This window comes from Streptomyces sp. NPDC020801, assembly GCF_044334385.1.
Classification (GTDB): domain Bacteria; phylum Actinomycetota; class Actinomycetes; order Streptomycetales; family Streptomycetaceae; genus Streptomyces.
The window spans coordinates 12,425-30,084 of record NZ_JBIRST010000033.1; the positions used below are offsets into that span (position 1 = coordinate 12,425).

The 17,660-nt window shown below is 69.4% G+C and carries 13 protein-coding genes; 11 read left to right on the forward strand and 2 right to left on the reverse strand.

All coding sequences use genetic code 11. From position 1 onward, the window contains the following. Positions 1–121: 121 nt before the first annotated feature. Positions 122–3,628, reverse strand: coding sequence for a BTAD domain-containing putative transcriptional regulator (locus ACH4UM_RS38085; protein ID WP_398190096.1), 3,507 nt, complete (start codon positions 3,626–3,628; stop codon positions 122–124). A 506-nt stretch (positions 3,629–4,134) separates the two neighbouring features. Between ACH4UM_RS38085 and ACH4UM_RS38090 the strand changes: the two genes are divergently transcribed. The 9 genes from ACH4UM_RS38090 (at position 4,135) to ACH4UM_RS38130 (ending at position 13,915) form a co-directional block, all read left to right on the forward strand. Next, positions 4,135–4,692, forward strand: coding sequence for a LuxR C-terminal-related transcriptional regulator (locus tag ACH4UM_RS38090; protein ID WP_398190099.1), 558 nt, complete (start codon positions 4,135–4,137; stop codon positions 4,690–4,692). Positions 4,693–5,190: 498 nt separating this feature from the next. After that, on the forward strand, positions 5,191–6,801 hold the full coding sequence (locus tag ACH4UM_RS38095) for a GMC oxidoreductase (protein WP_398190213.1): 1,611 nt from the start codon (positions 5,191–5,193) through the stop codon (positions 6,799–6,801). Between the two features lie 101 nt (positions 6,802–6,902). Then, the gene (locus ACH4UM_RS38100; protein ID WP_398190102.1) at positions 6,903–7,670 is read left to right on the forward strand and encodes a thioesterase II family protein; all 768 of its coding nucleotides are present in this window, start codon (positions 6,903–6,905) and stop codon (positions 7,668–7,670) included. A 225-nt stretch (positions 7,671–7,895) separates the two neighbouring features. Further along, a complete protein-coding gene (locus tag ACH4UM_RS38105) occupies positions 7,896–8,465 on the forward strand; it encodes a PadR family transcriptional regulator (RefSeq protein WP_398190104.1) in 570 nt (189 codons plus the stop codon). A gap of 97 nt (positions 8,466–8,562) precedes the next feature. Further along, positions 8,563–10,287, forward strand: coding sequence for an acyl-CoA dehydrogenase family protein (locus tag ACH4UM_RS38110; RefSeq protein ID WP_398190106.1), 1,725 nt, complete (start codon positions 8,563–8,565; stop codon positions 10,285–10,287). Positions 10,288–10,722: 435 nt separating this feature from the next. Then, the gene (locus ACH4UM_RS38115; RefSeq protein WP_398190109.1) at positions 10,723–11,502 is read left to right on the forward strand and encodes a S1 family peptidase; all 780 of its coding nucleotides are present in this window, start codon (positions 10,723–10,725) and stop codon (positions 11,500–11,502) included. Positions 11,503–11,719: 217 nt separating this feature from the next. After that, complete coding sequence (locus tag ACH4UM_RS38120; RefSeq protein ID WP_398190111.1) at positions 11,720–12,415, forward strand: chorismate mutase; 696 nt, start codon at positions 11,720–11,722, stop codon at positions 12,413–12,415. A 290-nt stretch (positions 12,416–12,705) separates the two neighbouring features. Further along, positions 12,706–13,077 carry an alcohol dehydrogenase catalytic domain-containing protein gene (locus ACH4UM_RS38125; protein ID WP_398190114.1) on the forward strand — a complete coding sequence of 124 codons (372 nt, stop codon included), beginning with the start codon at positions 12,706–12,708 and terminating at the stop codon, positions 13,075–13,077. 274 nt (positions 13,078–13,351) lie between these two features. Beyond that, positions 13,352–13,915, forward strand: a complete 564-nt coding sequence (locus ACH4UM_RS38130) for a dihydrofolate reductase family protein (RefSeq protein ID WP_398190116.1) — start codon at positions 13,352–13,354, stop codon at positions 13,913–13,915. 235 nt (positions 13,916–14,150) lie between these two features. On the opposite strand, the gene ACH4UM_RS38135 is transcribed toward ACH4UM_RS38130, so the two are convergent. Then, the gene (locus tag ACH4UM_RS38135) at positions 14,151–14,330 is read right to left on the reverse strand and encodes a DUF5958 family protein (protein ID WP_398190118.1); all 180 of its coding nucleotides are present in this window, start codon (positions 14,328–14,330) and stop codon (positions 14,151–14,153) included. A gap of 169 nt (positions 14,331–14,499) precedes the next feature. Between ACH4UM_RS38135 and ACH4UM_RS38140 the strand changes: the two genes are divergently transcribed. Then, complete coding sequence (locus ACH4UM_RS38140; protein ID WP_398190121.1) at positions 14,500–15,372, forward strand: hypothetical protein; 873 nt, start codon at positions 14,500–14,502, stop codon at positions 15,370–15,372. 298 nt (positions 15,373–15,670) lie between these two features. Next, entirely contained in the window at positions 15,671–17,323 is a 1,653-nt protein-coding gene (locus tag ACH4UM_RS38145; RefSeq protein ID WP_398190123.1) for an MFS transporter, read from the forward strand. Positions 17,324–17,660 lie beyond the last annotated feature (337 nt).

Consider the following 17,660-nt stretch of genomic DNA (forward strand, 5'->3'; position numbering starts at 1 on the left):
GCGGTGGTTCTCCAGGAGCCGGGCGGCCGGGGCCACCGCTTGCTGGAAACCCGCAGCGGCACATCACGGGGACATGGAACTGGACGAGTCAACTGACGAGGCAGAGCATGGTCCACCACGCTCATCGGCCGGAGCCGGGCCCGTCCCGTCCTGGGCCCCGGCCCGCGAGTGCCTCGTCGGCACCGTGGCCCAGCAGTTCGTGGAGCAGCGGGGTCGCGGGCAGCGCCGGGTGGAGGTACACGCGCTCGCGGCGTTGTTCGACGGCGGCCAGCAGCATCCGGAAGGTAGTCCTCGCCTCCTCGATCCGCCCGCCGTGATGTTGCGCCTGGCCCAACAGGCCCAGGTGGAGCGGGTGGCGTAAGTACGTTCTGGACTGGCCTAATTCGGCCAGCGAGGTGTGCATGAGGGCGAGGCCGTCGTCGTGATCTCCTGCGTGCGCCAGGCCCCACCCCTTGACGACGCCCAGCATCGCCTTCCAGTAGAGAAGTCCATGTTCGCCCGCAACGCGGACGCCCTCGTCGCTCGAGGCGAGGGCGGTGCGGGTGTCACCCTCCCAAGCCGCCACGACCCCGTCCACGTACAGCGCGAAGGAGCGGTCGGAAGGCCTGCTTTCGTACTCGGTGAGGCTCAACAGCTCACGTCGGCGCGCGCCGGCGGTCTGCCGGTGTCCAAGGAGCCAGTGGGTGAAGGTGTCGTAGGAGCGGCAGGAGACGCGTGGGTCGTGCTGGAAGGTACGTGCCAGCTCATGACCCTCGTTGGCGAAACGATCCGCCATGCCGATGCCGCGTTCCAATTCGGCGAGCGCCTGCGGCAGCATTCCGCGCACATGCAGCACGATGCCTTCGCCGTACGCCGCACCGAGCGCCGCCACGGGCTCCCGCGTCTGCCGCGAGATGTCCCTCAGCAGGCCGGACAACTGTCGCGAGGCGTCGTAGCGGCCGGTGACCAGGTGTGCCGCGCACAGCGCCCAGAGCACCGACGGGTCCTCGGGGGCATGAGTGGCTGTGCTGAGGGCGCGACCGCGCGCCAGTGCCGACTCGGCCTCGGGGTGGCCGTAGCCGCGAGTGGTGGCGAGTACCTGGCCAAGTTGGATGTGCAGCTTCTGTTCCAGCCTCACCGTGGCGGAATCGTCCGGCGGCAGGAAGCCGACCCGGTGCACTGCGCGGCGCAGCCAGATCTCCACCTGCTCGTACGCCATGGACTGCTCGGCGTGTTCCGCGGCGAGCAGCAGTCGAGGCAGCACCTCGGCGGCGGGCAGCGCACTCTTGGCGTGCCAGCTGTGATGTGCCACCCGCTCGATCTCCTCGTCCCCCACTTGCCCGCGCCTGCGTGCGCACAGCGCGTCGGCGACCCTGGCGTGCAGGCGGTGGCGGTCCTCACGGGGGAGCTCGTCAACGAGCGTCTCCTGGACCAGGGCGTGAGCGAAGTGCAGCCGCCCCGGATGGCCCGGGTCCTCCCCGAGCAGGCCGGCACGGATGGCCGACTCAAGACCCGCGACGACCGGTTCGTCGCGCGTGGCGGTCCGGTGCAACAGGTCGGTGTCCACCTCGGCGCCGATGACGGCGCACAGCCGAAGCACCCGCAGGACCGGCTCGGGCAGCGCGGCGAACCGCTGGTGCAGCGCCTCCCGTACGCCGGTGGGAATTTGAGCCAGGAGCGCGTCAACCGCATCCGGGCGATGGAGTTTACGCACATCGCCCACGAGGGAGAGGAGCTGCATCACGAAGTACGGGTTGCCTTCGCTGCGCCGGTGCAGCACCTCGACGACCTTCGGGTCCACACCAGACCCCGCATGTGCCTCGACGAGGGCGCCGACGGCCTGCAGGGAGAGCCCGCAGAGCCGCAGCGTCTGGGTCCTGGGGCCGCGTAGCACGTCGGAGACCATCCGGCGCAGCGTTGCGTCCGACTCGGCCTCGAACTCCCGGGCCGTGAGCACGATGCCGAGCGGATGGCCCTGGCAGCGGGTGCTCAGCAGCCTGAGCAGGTCAAGGGAGGCGGTGTCCGCCCATTGCAGATCTTCAAGGAGCAGCACGAGCGGGTGTTGCCCGGCGAGGGTGAGTAACACCTCGCAGACCGCGTCGTGGGCGAGGAAGCGGGCCTGGCACCAGTCGGAGGCCCATCTCGGGCCGCCGGTCCGGGCCGCCGACCGCTCGGGCATCAGTGGGGCGAGCAGGGCGCCGAACGGTTCCGTCGCCTCGCGAAAGGCATCCGGCCGGGTGGCGGACAGCCGCCGCAGGTTCTGGGTCCACAGCCAGTAGGCGGGGACGCCTTCGCCGGGGAAGCAGTGGCTCCAGACCACCTCCAACCCGGGGCCCTTCTCATGCGCGTCCATTCTCTCCAGACGTGCCGCCAGTTCGAGCAGCAGGCGTGTCTTCCCGACTCCTGGGGGGCCGAGGACGCCGGCCACATGGCCGTGGCCCACGATCGCGCTCGCGGCGGCGGTCGTCAGGCGGTCGAGCTCCTGGCTGCGGCCGGTGAACGGCGAAGGGGCAGCCGTCCACCCCGACTCGAACTCCGGGGATTCGCCGGCCCCCGGGGCGGCTGCCGGCTCGTGTTCCGGCCCGGGTGCAGGCCGCCACTGGGCTGTCCGGGCTTGCGTGCCGGTGTCATCCGCCCGCGCGCCCGGCGGCACATCGGGTCGCGCCGCCGGGCGCGCGTCGGTCCCCGTGATCCCCTCGCGTTCGACGGCCGCGCCGGAGTCATCTGTCCCGTTGGCGTCGTTGGTTGCCACCGTCCGGCCGTGCCCCCGGGGCGTGACGGCCGTCCCACCGTCCCCGGAGCCCTCGAGAACCTCGGAGTCCGGTACTGCGTCGTCACCGATCTCGTTCCTCACGAGCGGAACATGTGACGCTCCGGTGAGGTCGAGTGCCTCAGACGGCTTCTTCGTGGGGGCGCTCGCTCCCGGCTCCTGGCGCAGGATCGCGTTTCTGACACCGCGTAGTTCGGCTGCGGTGTCCACACCGAACTCCTCGACCAGATGACTACGCGTCCGCTCGTACACCTCGAGCGCCTCGGCCTGCCGCCCGAGCCGGGACAGTGCCGTCATGAGGTGGCCGACCAGCCGCTCCCGCGTGGGATGACGGCGAGCCTCCCCGTCCAGATCGGCGGCGACCTCTTCGGCCGCGCCGAGAGCCAGCCGCGCCTCCGCGCAGGACTCCACGGCGGTGAGCCGGATCTGCTGGAGTCGGGTGCACTCGTCGCTGAGCGGCGGATGGCTGTCGAACTCCGCGTATGGCGAGCCGCGCCACATCCCCAGGGCCTCGGTGAGTCGGGCATGCGCGGTGCGCGGATCGCGCTGCTCCAGCAGTCGGCGTCCGTCGGTGACCAGACGCTCGAAGCGGCAGGCATCGACCTGTTCGGGATCGAGATCGAGGACGTAACCGGGCGTCCGATGACGCAGCACCGAAAGTTGGCCCGTTCCCGCCCCCGTATGCAGGGCCCGGCGCAGATGAGAGACATGGCTTTGGAGTGTGGCGACGGCGTGACGGGGTGCTCCGTCACCCCACAGTTCCTCGACGAGCAGTTCTGTGGGCACCACGCGGCCAAGACGGACGAGCAGCAGGGCCAGCAGTGTTCGCCGGCGTGGCGGGCCGAGCGGCAGGTCATGCCCGTTGCGTCGCGCCGACATGGGCCCCAGAACGCTCAGTAAGAGCTCAGCCCGGCCGGTCGTCGTGGGTGACACGTTTGCGGTCGGAGGTGCGGGCATGACGGTCCCCATCTTTCTCGCGGATACTGTTGACTGACGAACGGTTTCGAGCTGGCTGGTCTCACCCCGTCCCCTGCGGATCCTGGCATAGAGAAAGCGCCCTTCCAAGCTGGCGATCCATTGATTGGCAAGAAAGCGGCAGGTATTCGGCAAGGATTTCGACAGGCGGTCCGGGAAACGATGGCGGGCGACGGCAAGGGGTCGCCAGTGGCTCGACCAGGACCCCGCAAGGGCGGTGACGCACGATGTTCAGCACCTGGAGATACTGCTGGTCCCAGGGCCGATGACGCCCCTGCTGACGGCCTTCACGGCCGCTCACCAGCCTCCGAATTGTTTCGCCCTCATTAAGTCTTCTGACAGGGAGCCCTCTCTTGCTGAGTTCAGCACCTGCAGCTCCGGGCCTGTGCATGGCGAGCCTCGATAAAACCTTGACCATCCAGCAGGCGAACCAGGAGTTCTTCCGGCAGTTCAACAGCTCGTCCGAGGACATATGCGGCCGCAATTTCCGTGACGTGGTGCATCCGAGCGTGCAGCAGCCGCTGGTGCGCCAATTCTCCAATTTACTGGAGGGGAAGCACCAGCGATTCGTCACGTCTGTCATTGCCGTGGGGCCTGGCGAGGAGTCCGCCTTCACCGTTCCCCTCACCGCGGTCGCGGTGCGCGGTGGCCTGCCCGACACGACCGCGATCCTGGTCATGATGCCCACGGCCGGGGACGCCGAGGGGACACGTGTGGTGACCAAACGCAAGAAGATCCTCTCCGCGATGGACGCGCGCATCCTCGAAGGCATCGCCGCCGGCGTCTCCACCGTCCCCTTGGCAGCTAGCCTCTACCTCAGCCGGCAGGGCGTGGAGTACCACGTGACCTGCCTGCTGCGAAAGCTGAAGGTGCCCAACCGCGCCGCGCTGGTCTCCCGCGCCTACTCCATGGGCGTGCTCAAGGTCGGCACCTGGCCGCCCGAGGTCGTGGACGACTTCGTCAAGTGAGCGGGCACCGGGCACGCGCCGGGCGCCGCTCGCGCCAGTGGCTGCGGCAGCGTCCACCCGGTCCGAACGCAGGGTGGCCGGACTCGCCGCTCACGGAGTGCCCAGCAAGCACATGGCGCAAGGGCCCGAGTGGGTTCGCGCGCCGTGGAGAAGCACCTCGCCAGCGCCTGCCGCGGGCTCCGGGTCGCCGGAGCGCCCGAACCGGCCGCTTCCTGCCCTCTGTTGCCCGGCCCGTCGGACGCCCGAAGGTGAGCGTGAGCGCTGCCCGCGCCGTACCGTGACGGGCTCTTCCGCACCCCGGGGAACCGAATCGCCGGGCCCGGCCTCCACAGGGTCGGCCCGCCCGATCCGGATTGGGTCGACGGCCTTTGCGCGGTCCCCACACGGTCCGTTCCGCCCCGGCCGAGCCGCCCCGGCCGGCCTTCCGATTCCTCTTTCCTCTCCCAGAAGCTCAGGAGACACAGCGTGATTGCACACCAGCCTCTGTCGCGCCGCCGCATGCTCGGTGTGGCGGCCTTGGGCGCCGCCGCACTCGCGGGGCAGACGACGATCTCCGCCGCCCCCCGGGCGGCCGCTGCCACCGCAACCAGCGGTTCCGGCGGCACGTTCGTCCCCGCCGTCGTGGTCGGCACCGGTTACGGCGCGGCCGTCTCCGCCCTGCGTCTGGGCGAGGCAGGGGTCCCCACCCTGATGCTGGAGATGGGTCAGCTGTGGAACCAGCCAGGTCCGGACGGCAACGTATTCTGCGGGATGCTCAAGCCCGACAAGCGCTCCAGCTGGTTCAGGACCCGCACGGAGGCCCCGCTCGGCTCCTTCCTGTGGCTCGACCTCGCCAACCGGGACATCGAGCCCTACGCGGGTGTACTGGACCGGGTCAACTTCGACCAGATGTCCGTGTACGTGGGACGCGGTGTCGGCGGCGGTTCGCTCGTCAACGGCGGCATGGCGGTCACGCCCCGGCGCTCGTACTTCGAGGAGGTGCTGCCCCAGGTCGACGCCGACGAGATGTACACCAGGTACTTCCCGCGCGCGAACTCCACCCTCCGGGTCAACAACATTGACAAGAGCTGGTTCGAGCAGACCGAGTGGTACACGTTCGCGCGTGTCTCGCGCCGGCAGGCCTCGAGTGCGGGCCTGAGCACCACCTTCGTGCCCAACGTCTACGACTGGGACTACATGCGCCGTGAGGCGGACGGCGCGGTGCCCAAGTCCGCGCTGGCCGCGGAGGTCATCTACGGCAACAACCACGGCAAGGTCTCACTCGACAAGAGCTACCTGGCAGCCGCCCTGGGCACCGGCAAGGTCACCATCGAGACCTTGCACCAGGTCAAGACGATCCTTCAGCAAAGCGACGGCACGTACCTGCTGACCGTCGAGCAGAGGGACACCGACGGCAAGCTGCTCGCGACCAAGGAGGTCTCCTGCCGCCACCTCTTCCTCGGTGCCGGCAGCCTCGGCTCCACCGAACTGCTGCTGCGTGCCCGGGAGACCGGCACTCTCCCGAACCTCAGCTCCGAGGTCGGCGGAGGCTGGGGCCCCAACGGCAACATCATGACCGCCCGCGCCAACCACATGTGGAACCCCACGGGCACCAAGCAGTCGTCGATCCCCGCCCTCGGCATCGACGACTGGGACAACCCGGACACCCCCGTCTTCGCCGAGATCGCCCCCCTGCCGGCGGGTGTCGAGACCTGGGTCAGCCTCTACCTGGCCATCACCAAGAACCCGGAGCGCGGCACCTTCGTCTACGACGCCGCCAAGGACCGGGCGGACCTGCGCTGGACCCGGGACCAGAACGCGCCCGCGATCGCGGCCGCGAAGTCGCTGTTCGACCGCATCAACAAGGCCAACGCCACCATCTACCGGTACGACCTCTTCGGCAAGCAGATCAAGGCCTTCGCCGACGACTTCTGCTACCACCCGCTCGGCGGCTGCGTCCTCGGCAAGGCCACCGACAGCTACGGCCGCGTCGCCGGATACAAGAACCTCTACGTGACCGACGGCTCGCTCATCCCCGGCAGCATCGGCGTCAACCCGTTCGTGACCATCACGGCGCTGGCGGAGCGGAACGTCGAGCGCATCATCAAGGAGGACGTCACGGCTTCCTGACGAGCGGTGGGTGAGGCCCGCTCGCGCCCGGCCCCCCTCTCCTCCCGGCGAACGCCCCGCCACGGTGGGCGGTCGAACCGAAACCGAAAAGGAGCGATTCCGTGAACCCCCCGCTCACCGAGGACAACGGCCTCTGGATCCGCAGGTTCCACCCGCGCCCCGACAGTCGCGTCCGGCTGGTCTGCCTGCCCCACGCGGGCGGCTCCGCCAGCTTCTACTTCCCCGTGTCCCGGTCCATGCCCGACAGCGTCGACGTGCTGTGCGTGCAGTACCCCGGCCGCCAGGACCGCCGCACCGAACCGCTCCTGGACTCCGTACCGGCGATCGCCGGCAAGGTCTACGAGGCCCTCCTGCCCTGGACCGACCGGCCCATCGCCCTGTTCGGCCACAGCATGGGCGCCTCCCTCGCCTACGAGATCGCCCGACGGCTGGAGCAGGAGCGGGGCATCATGCCCGCCGCCCTCATCGCCTCCGGCCGCCGTGCCCCGTCCACGCACCGCGACGAGACCGTCCACCTGCGCGACGACGACGGCGTCGTCGCCGAGATGCGCGGCCTCAGCGGCACCAACCCCCAACTGCTGGGCGACGAGGAAGTCCTGCGCATGATCCTCCCCGCCATCCGGGCGGACTACCGCGCAGCCGAAACCTACACCTGGGAACCCGGGCCGCCCCTGCGCTGCCCCGTGACCTGCCTCGTCGGCGACGACGACCCGAAGGTCACCGTGGAGGAGGCCACCGCCTGGTCCCGGCACACCGAAGGCCCATTCATGCTGAAGGTCTTCCCCGGCGGCCACTTCTTCCTGGCCCAGCACCAGACGGAAATCGTCCGCCTCATGGTCAGCCAGCTGGAGGTGCGCGACCGGGCTTGAGAACCGGGCGATCCGTGTGGAGCCGTCGTCAACCGCGCAGCCGCCGGGACGGCCGAAAGGCGGCCCGCTTGGACGAATACGGGCCGATCCAGGGCACTCTGCCGCTGGGGCTGGGGCTGGGGCTGGGGCTGGGGCTGGGGCTGGGGCCGTCCGGGGAGGGTGAGCCGCGTCGCATCGGAGCGGGCAAGGTTGCTATGCAACGAGTTGCATAGAAAGATCTGTGCCATGGCGCTCGAACACGCGATTTTGGTGTCGCTTCTGGAGAAGCCGGGATCCGGCTATGAGCTGGCCCGGCGTTTCGAGCGGTCCATCGGCTACTTCTGGACCGCGACCCACCAGCAGATCTATCGCGTGCTCAAGCGCATGGAAAACGACGGTTGGGTCGACGTCCGGGACATCCCGCAGCAGGGCCGGCCGGACAAGAAGGAGTACAGCGTCGCCGACCTAGGCCGGGCCGCGCTGTCCTCCTGGCTGCACGATCCGATCGAGCCGGAGAGCGTCCGCCACGACCTGGCCGTCAAGATCCGGGGCGCCGCCTTCGAAGACCCGACCGCCCTGATCCGCGAGGTGGAGCGGCACCGGCAGGCGCACCGGGACCGGCTGGCGCACTATCTCGCAGGAGAGGCGCGGGACTTCACGGGGCCCGAGGCAAACGCGGCCGGACCGCAGGCACCGCTCGACGCGGAGCGGGAGCTCCAGCACGTCGTACTGCGCGGCGGCATCGCGTACGAGCGGATGATGATCGGCTGGCTTGACGACGTGCTTGCCACGCTGGCCCGGTTCGGTCCGGGCTGATCGCCGCCGCACCCTCCGCCGGTCCTCCCGATCCGGCCGGTCCTGCCGTCAGACCTCCCGATTCCCACCCGTCCACCAGCCGAAAGGCGTCCTCACCATGGCTGACCAGCTGCTGTTCAACCCCCGCACCTACGACCCCGCACACTTCGACCCCGAAACGCGCCGCTTGCTGCTTGCCACCGTCGGCTGGTTCGAGGAGCGGGGGAAGGGGCGGCTGATCGAGGACTACCGGACCCGCGCGTGGCTCGGCGACTTCCTCGCCTTCGCAGCGAAGGAGAACCTGTTCGCCACCTTCCTGACGCCGTCGTCCGCTGCGGGGGAGGGGGAACCGGACAAGCGGTGGGACACCGCCCGGATCGCTGCGCTCAACGAGATCCTGGGCTTCTACGGCTTGGACTACTGGTACGCCTGGCAGGTCACGATCCTCGGCCTCGGTCCGGTTTGGCAGAGTGACAACGCCGCCGCCCGCTCCCGCGCTGCTGAACTCCTCACCCAGGGAGAGGTGTTCGCGTTCGGCCTGTCCGAGAAGGCCCACGGCGCCGACATCTACTCCACCGACATGCTGCTCGAGCCCGACGGCAACGGTGGCTTCCGGGCCACCGGCTCCAAGTACTACATCGGCAACGGCAACGCCGCTGCACTCGTCTCCGTCTTCGGCCGCCGTACCGACGTCGAGGGGCCCGACGGCTACGTCTTCTTCGCCGCCGACAGCCGTCACCCGGCCTACCGCCTGGTCAAGAACGTCGTCGACTCCTCGAAGTTCGTCAGCGAGTTCCGCCTGGAGGACTATCCCGTAGTGGCCGAGGACGTCCTGCACACAGGCCGCGCCGCCTTTGACGCCGCCCTCAACACCGTCAACGTCGGCAAGTTCAACCTGTGCACCGCCTCCATCGGCATCTGCGAGCACGCGATGTACGAGGCCGTCACTCACGCCCACAACCGCATCCTCTACGGCCGCCCCGTCACCAGCTTCCCGCACGTGCGGCGCGAGCTGACCGACGCGTACGTCAGGCTCGTCGGCATGAAGTCGTTCAGCGACCGCGCTGTCGACTACTTCCGCTCCGCCGGCCCCGACGACCGCCGCTACCTGCTCATCAACCCGATGACGAAGATGAAGGTGACCACGGAGGGTGAAAAGGTCATCGACCTGATGTGGGACGTCATCGCCGCCAAGGGCTTCGAGAAGGACAACTACTTCGGCCAGGCGGCCGTGGAGATCCGCAGCCTGCCGAAGCTGGAGGGTACGGTCCACGTCAACCTGGCGCTGATCCTGAAGTTCATGCGCAGCCATCTCCTCGACCCGGTCGAGTACCCCGGCGTGCCGACCCGCCGCGACGCGGCCGACGACGACTTCCTGTTCCGGCAGGGGCCGGCCCGCGGCCTCGGTTCGGTGCGCTTCCACGACTGGCGACCCGCCTTCGACGCATACGCGCACCTGCCCAACGTGACCCGCTTCCGCGAACAGGCCGACGCGCTCTGCGCGTTCGTCGCCACGGCCGCCCCCGACGCGGAGCAGAGCCGGGACCTCGACCTCGTTCTCGCGGTCGGTCAGCTCTTCGCCCTCGTCGTGCACGGGCAGCTCGTCCTGGAGCAGGCCGCCCTGACCGGACTCGACGAGGACGTGCTCGACGAACTCTTCGCCGTCCTCGTGCGGGACTTCTCCGCGCAGGCCGTCGAACTGCACGGCAAGGACTCGGCGACCGAACAGCAGCGGGACTGGGCGCTGGGTTCGATCCGGCGGCCGGTCGTCGACGAGGCGCGTACGGAGCGGGTCTGGCAGCGGGTCGAGGCGTTGTCCGGAGCGTATGAGATGGCTCCCTAGGCGCGCCTGCGCATCACCCCGTCCACTCGGTCACCGATCGCACCCTCAAGGCGTGGCTGGACGCCTGGTCGACTGCGATCAGCGCGCACCGACCTCCTCCGGGACAAAGGCAGGCATGCCCGCAGCCGCCGGCGAACTGCTCGCCGCCCGCACCGCACAGCGCAGGCCCCGCGCGGGCGGCGGGCGTTCGCTGAGCTGGTGGGACTACGGGGTGTTTTCCGGGACCGCCAGCAGCATCGTGGCGTGTGGGCCACTGCACTGGACCGTCCCGTTCCACCGTTCCAGATTCACCCGTTCCCACAGGTCAGAAGGCATGGAACATCCCACTTTCCCACTTCACGGAGGTGGTCTGGCGCCGGGACGATCTCCGGGCCCAGGGTCTTGGTCAGACGCACCGGACCAACCGGCACCGACAACAGACAGCGGGAACTCCACATGCCCAAGCCTGGCCATCGCCACACCGCCGCCCTCCTGACCGCCGTCGGCCTGATGGCCCTCACCGGTGTCGTCGGCACTCCGGCCGCCGCCGTGCACGGCGGCTCGACCACCACGATCGATGCCGCGCCCTTCACCGTGATGATCAAGAACCCGGACGCGGCAGAGGGACCGGACAGCGCGTGGTGCGGAGGCACTCTCGTCGCCCCCGACAAGGTGCTCACGGCCGGCCACTGCGTGATGAACGCCGGCCGTCCCCTGTCGATGACCGTGGTGGGCGGGCGCACCGACCGGCTGTCGGCAGCAGGTGAGGTGCGGCACATCACCGCCATCACGATGGACCCGGGCTACAGCAGCGACCTGGCGCACGACGCCGCCGTCCTCACCCTGGCCAAGCCGCTTCCGTACAAGCCGCTGCGCGTCGCGACGCGCAAGGACGCCGCGCTGTACGCCACCGGGCGCACCGCCACCGTCTACGGGTGGGGCCACACCGATGGCGACAGCTCTGGCCGAACATTCAAGAAGGCCGTTCTGACGCTCTCCCCGCTCGCCGCCTGTGACCCGTACGCCAACACCACCGACACTTCCCTGAAGGTCTGCGGCACCTCTGCGAAGGGGAAGACCGACAGCATCTGCCCGGGTGACTCGGGCGGCCCGCTCGTCGCAGGCGGCATCCTGATCGGCATCGTCTCCGCAGGCAACAAGTACTGCGACACCCAGCACCCCGTCTCGGTTTTCACCAAGGTGAGCACCGTCGCCCCAGAGCTCGGCCTGAATTAGCACGGGGCGGTGAGCGACCCGGACGTCGGAACCGGCCCGCGAGCGGTGATTACGTGCCAGGGGCCGACCCGCAGGAGCAATACCGCGCGGAGTTCGGCAAGGAACTCCATGTGCGAGGGCTCAACGCCAAACGGCTTTCCGGGCAAGGCGCCTGTACATGTACCTGCCGATACCGATACCGATACCGATACCGATACCGATCTGATGAGGACTCTTCATGCGTTTTGTCTCCCGCGCACGGAACGTGCTGCTTGCCGGGCAGGTCGCCGCCATCGTCGCCCTCGCCGCGGCCCCTGCCGTCGCCGCGCCCGGCGTTTCCACACCCGCCGTCGCCGGGCCCCGTGCCATGCAGGGCGCGACCGCTTCCCTGCGGGACGGGCAGCTGCTCGAGCCGGTCGTGAGCCTGGCCGCAGCCCGCGCCCTGATGGCCGACAAGGTCGCCGCTGCCAAGTACGGCACCGGTACGCCCATCGATGACCCGGTACGCGAGCAGCAGGTCTTGGACTCCATGGCCGGCCGAGGTCAGGCGATGGGGCTGGACCCGGCCGACGTCAGGAGGGTGTTCCGCGACCAGATCGAGGCCAACAAGCTCGTCCAGCGGCAGCTGTTCCGGCTCTGGGACACGGGCGTGTTGCCGCCTCCGACCGACCGTCCCAGCCTCGCAGAGATCCGCCCTGTGATCGACCGCCTCAACGGCGACCTGCTCGCCGCCCTCGCGGACGCCGGTTCCGTCCGCACGACGCCCGGCTGCTGGGCGAACCTGGCGTGGAGCTGGCAGGCAGTGGTGAGGGAGCAGCACCTGAACGCCCTGCACACCGTGGCGTTGGCGCGGGCCGTGCCCTCACTGTGCATGCCGGGCCGCGCGCCCGGCCAGGCGGCCGGCAGGTCCCCTCAGGCCCTCGGCCAACAGTAGACCCAGACGAACGCGTGGATCTGCTCCGGCCGCCGCGCACCACTGGTGCGGGGCGGCGAGAGTGCCAGATGCCTCGCCGAGGGCGAAGCCGGTCCGGCTCATTCGCCATGGCGGTCGGGCGACCGCGGTGCCGTAACGCCGCTGCGTCGGACATGGGCTACGGGCCGGGGACGCCACGAGGGGGCTCGTGGTGGAGGCCCACCCAACCGAGGTGCACACACTCCGACCAACCGTTCACCCAGCCGACGCGTCGAGCGGGCGTGTTCGGGTGTTGGGGCCTTAGCGTCGTAATGCCTTGCGCTGTGACAGGAGCGCAGGGCGTGGGCGGCCCCTGCACGCAGCGCCCTGGGCAGGGGCCGCCACTTGGGCTTGCCGTACGGTGGCCGGATCGGAGCACCGATGCTGTCGTCCGCGTCGTGCTGTGCTGCGTGTGCCGCAGCGACCTGTGGCCCCACAAGTCGATGCCGGCCGCCGAGACCGGCAGGCCGGTGGGGCACGAGCTCCTCGCCGTCGTCCAGGAGTCCGGCTCCGACGTCTCGGGCGGCAAGGCGGCCGACCTGGTCGTCTCGACACCGGCACGACGCTGTTCTTCGGCCACCACGACCCCGGGACGGTCGCCTGGCTCAGCAAGCGCCGCCTGGACAGCTGATCGGCAGGCGTAACAGCAGCGCCACGCCCGGCCCACTGCCACCGCCGATGCGGATGCCCCGACGGCGACCTGCTCGGGGCGTCCGCCTGGCACCGGGCCCTGCCAAACGGTTCACCGGAAGCCGTCCACCGTGATCACAGCACCACACAGCACCGCTCTGCCAAGCCGGCGCACCGTCCTGCCAGGCCCAGAAGGAACCGCCTCAGTCCAGGGGATCCCGCGAGCCGCGATGAGTCCTGCGGCGTCCGGCGGTCGTACTGTCGAACCCGTTACCGAGGAGGCTTCTGATGCGCAGCGTGACCTATTCGATGAGCGTCTCACTTGACGGCTACATCGTCGGGCCGGACGGCGGCTTCGACTGGACGGCGCCCGACGAGGATGTCCTTCGCTTCGCCACCGACGAGATTCGAGAGGTCGGCGTCCACCTGTTGGGACGACGGCTGTACGAGACGATGCTGTACTGGGAAACCGCCGACCAGGATCCATCGCTCGACGACACCATGCTCGAGTGGACCGCGATCTGGAAGCCGCTCCCAAAGGTGGTGTTCTCCACCACGCTGTCCGCGGTGCAGGGCAATGCCCGCCTGGCCTCCGGCGGCCTGGCGGAGGAGATCGAGCGGTTGCGAGCCGAGCCGGGGGAGGGCGACATCGCGATCGGCGGCGCGACTCTCGCCGCCGAGGCGGCCGCGTTGGGTCTGATCGACGAGTACCGGGCCAGGGTCTACCCGGTGCTGGTCGGCGGCGGCATTCCGTTCTTTCCCCAGCGCGAGCGCCGGGTGGATCTCGAACTCGTCGAGACCGGCACCTTCAGCTCGGGAGTCGTCTACCTCCGCTACCGCGTGGCGCGCTAAGTCACAGACGAGGCGAGGCCGCCGCAGCGTGATGCTGCAGCATCAGCCGCCAGTGCTACTGCACGTGGCGGCGGCGCTATGAGACAGAAAGGCCTCACCACGCCCGCTGGTGAGCCCGCACGAGCCCGTACCCCGCCTGCACTACCTCACCCGCACCGACTACGCCCGCCGCCCGCGTCGCCGCACGCGAGGCATGCCTGACCGTCAGCGGCTGTCGGGTGCGAGCGGGAAGGTGTCAGGCGCTTGGCGGGCGAAACCCCTCTCCTCCATGCCCCCGGCCACGTGCGATCAGCGCTGCGGGCGTGCCCGTTGGGCGAAGGCCAGCTCGGCGAATGCGCTCCGGTCCGTCTTCCGCAGCGGCACGAGCCTGGATGCAGTAGCGGACCGGATAGCGGAGCGCTTCACTAAAGATCAAGCCGGTTCATGAACTTGACAGAGTGCCAGACGGCATAACGCAAGCGCGTTGCACGAGACGGGACACCATCCGAGTGCAACTGCGCCTCCCCCTGTGTGGCAGACGTCTCCGGGCGCAAGAGGCCGGACATGATGGCGGTACAGAGGCGTTCCGCAAGGAGGAGTACCGCATGGTCGGGACGGGCTGCGGCGGTTCCGACGGCGTGGCGGGCGGCAAGTCGCGGTTCGACGACATCTACGACCGGCCCGACCCCCGCGCATACTTCAGGCGGCTGGCCCCGCTGGAGTACGAGATCCCGCACCACGCCCAGCCGGTCTTCCGGCAGGTCGCAACCGAACGGGCCGCGCTCGACGACGGCCGGCCTCACACGCCGGCGGTGTTGGACGTGTGCTGCTCGTACGGGATCAATGCCGCGCTGCTCAACCACGACGTCACGCTCGCGGAGATGTGCGAGCGGTACACCTCTTCTGCTTGTCAGGCGGTGTCGAGGGCGGAACTGGCGAGACAGGACAAGGAGTTCTATGCCGAACGACGCCGACCGGACGCAGTGCCGGTGTTCGGCCTGGACGTCGCAGCACCCGCCGTGCACTACGCGATCGAGGTGGGGCTCCTGGACGCAGCCTTCACCGACGACCTGGAACAGGGCTCACCCAGCCCCAGGCTGAGCCGCGCGCTCGCCGAGGTCGGCCTCATCACGCTGACAGGCGGCGGCAGCTATATCACCGCCCGAACGTTCACGGAACTGCTGGACGGTGTCAGCAGACCCGTATGGGTCAGCGCGTTCGTGCTGCGGACGGTGTCGTACCACCCGTTCGTGCGGACCTTGGCCGCGCACGGTCTGCGCACCACCGTCGACGTCTCGCGTACCTATCCGCAGCGCCTCTTCACCGACGAGCGGGAACGACAGTATGCGATCGCGGCGGTACGGGCGCTGGGCGGCGATCCTGCCGGGCGCGAGGAGGCCGGTCGCTTCCACACCCTGCACTATGAGTCCCGACCCGATTGGGAGCGTCGAGATCGCTGTCTGGCTGAAGGTCTGTGAGCCCATCGCCGCGAGGCGGACCCTCCACACCCCGCCGAAGGACGCATCTCGGCAGCCCGCCGGGGTGAGCGGTGCGCCGTGTCTGCCGCTTGGGTCGGGGCTGGCGCGTCCAGCGGGCTTGCGGTGTGCTCGGCGTGCACTCTGAACCAGGGGAATGGGAGACGAAAGTCCGTCCTGGCGGCAGGGGGCCTGCCCGGGCGGAGCGATCGAACGGCAGGACGTATTCGTGCGATGGCGAAAGGGAGCGCGTTGGACTGGGGGACCGACCGAGGAAGGAGCGTCTCCGACCGCCGGACCGGTGTTCGTCCTCTTCGCCGCCGAGAACCTTCTGATCAACTACACCTCGACCGCGATGAACGTGGCGCTGTCGGCGCTCGTCGGGGACCTGCACACCACGCTGACCGGCGTACAGTCGGCGATTTCGCTGTACGCCCTGGTGGTGGCCGCGTTCCTGATCACCGGGAGCAAGATCGGCGCACGCCACGGGCACCGGCCTGCCTTCGTCCTCGGTGGCGAGATCTTCGCCCTGGGGGCGCTGATCGCCACCTTCGCCCCGAGCCTGCCGTTCATGCTGCTCGGCTGGTCCCTGCTCCAGGGGCTCGGCGTCGCGCTGATGCTTCCGGCGCTGCTGGCGATGCTCACCGCGGCGTTCACCGGGGCCGCCCGTACCAAGGTGCTGTCCACGTTGGCCATGACCTCCGGAATCGGTGCGGCGGCCGGTCCCGTCCTGGGCGGCCTGATCACCAGCTACCTGAGCTGGCGTGTGTCATTCCTCGGGGAAGCCGTGGTCACGCTGGCCGTGACATGGCTCATCCGGCACACGGTCGAAGCGGAGCGACGGCCGGTACGCGCCGGACAGCGCTTCGATGTCCTCGGGGTGATGCTGTCCACGACCGGGCTGACTCTGCTCGTCGTCGCGAGCCTGTTCACAGGGCGGTACGGCCTGCTCAGGGCCCGGCAGGACTTCACGGTTTTCGGCCACACGCTGCTGGAACGTGGCGGTCTGTCACCCGTCCCCGTTCTGTTGGGCATGGGGCTGATGGTTCTGGCCGCCTTCGCCGGATGGGAGCGGCACCTCGTCAAGAGCGGCGGGGATCCGCTGGTACGGGTGTCGGTGCTGCGCAACCGCACCGTCCGGACCGGGACTTCCACCCAGATGATGCAGATCCTGGTACCCAACGGCGCGCTCTTCCTGGTGCCGGTCTTCCTGCAGACAACGCTTGGGTTCGACGCGCTGCGCTGCGGAGTCGTGCTGCTCCCGACCGCACTCGGGCTGATGATGGCCGCCGCACCGACTGCCCGGCGCATCGGGCGCGGGCGGATGACTCACCGTGCGGCCGCGATGGGGGCGTTCGTCTTCATGACCGTCGGCTGTGTCGCTGTCGCGGTGCTGTTCAGCCCTCATGCACAGGGCGTGACGTCCGTGGGCCTGGCGCTCGCGCCGGGCATTCTCCTCATCGGACTCGGCCGGGGCATGGCCACGACGATCACCGACCTCATCCAGTCGGCGCCACCGCCGGACGAGGTGAGCGATGTGACAGGGCTCTCCCGCACGGCCGGCTATGTGGGAAGCTCGTTCGGAGTCGCACTCGCCGGTGCCTTGCTGACGCCGGCGCTGCTGTACGCGTTCGAGGCCGGGGTGAACGACAGCAGTGTCCTGTCCGCCGCTCAGAAGGACCTGGTGACGCGGACGCTGGAGCAGCAGATCCAGATCACCGCCGCGTCCGACGACGCCCTGAGAGCAAAGGTGATGTCACGGGGCATCACGGGGGCCTCGGCCGACGAGCTGGTACGGATCAACGCACATGCCAGGGAGCAGGCGCTGACCGTGTCGGTCACCGGCATGGCCTTGCTTGCCGTCGCCGGCTGGTTCGTGGCACGACGCATTCCTGTCCCCGCTGGGCGGGGAGCCGCCGGACCAGGTCGTGAACCGCCTTCGGCTCGCCAGTAGGTCTGCGTGCACCACTCGGCCTGTTGCGCGGCGCCGGAGGCAAGGGCGAGCTCCGGCTGCCCCTGAGGCAGGCGCACTCGTGACTCGGACGCGTTGCCGGCCGCAACACCGCACGTTTCGCGCTCGCCGCTGGTTCGTAACTTCCGGGTCACACACGGGCCAGAGGTCTGCCGCCCTGCTCGTGGGGCCGGCCTCCTGGCACTGTAAGTCCATCCAGGCCATGGGACCTCGCGACACCGCGCGATTCCACGAACCATCGGACATGGCGTCTGCCTCGCTGGACTTTGCAGTGGCCGTGGTGGCTGCACTTGATTGAGTGATGTCGGGGCTGTCCGCC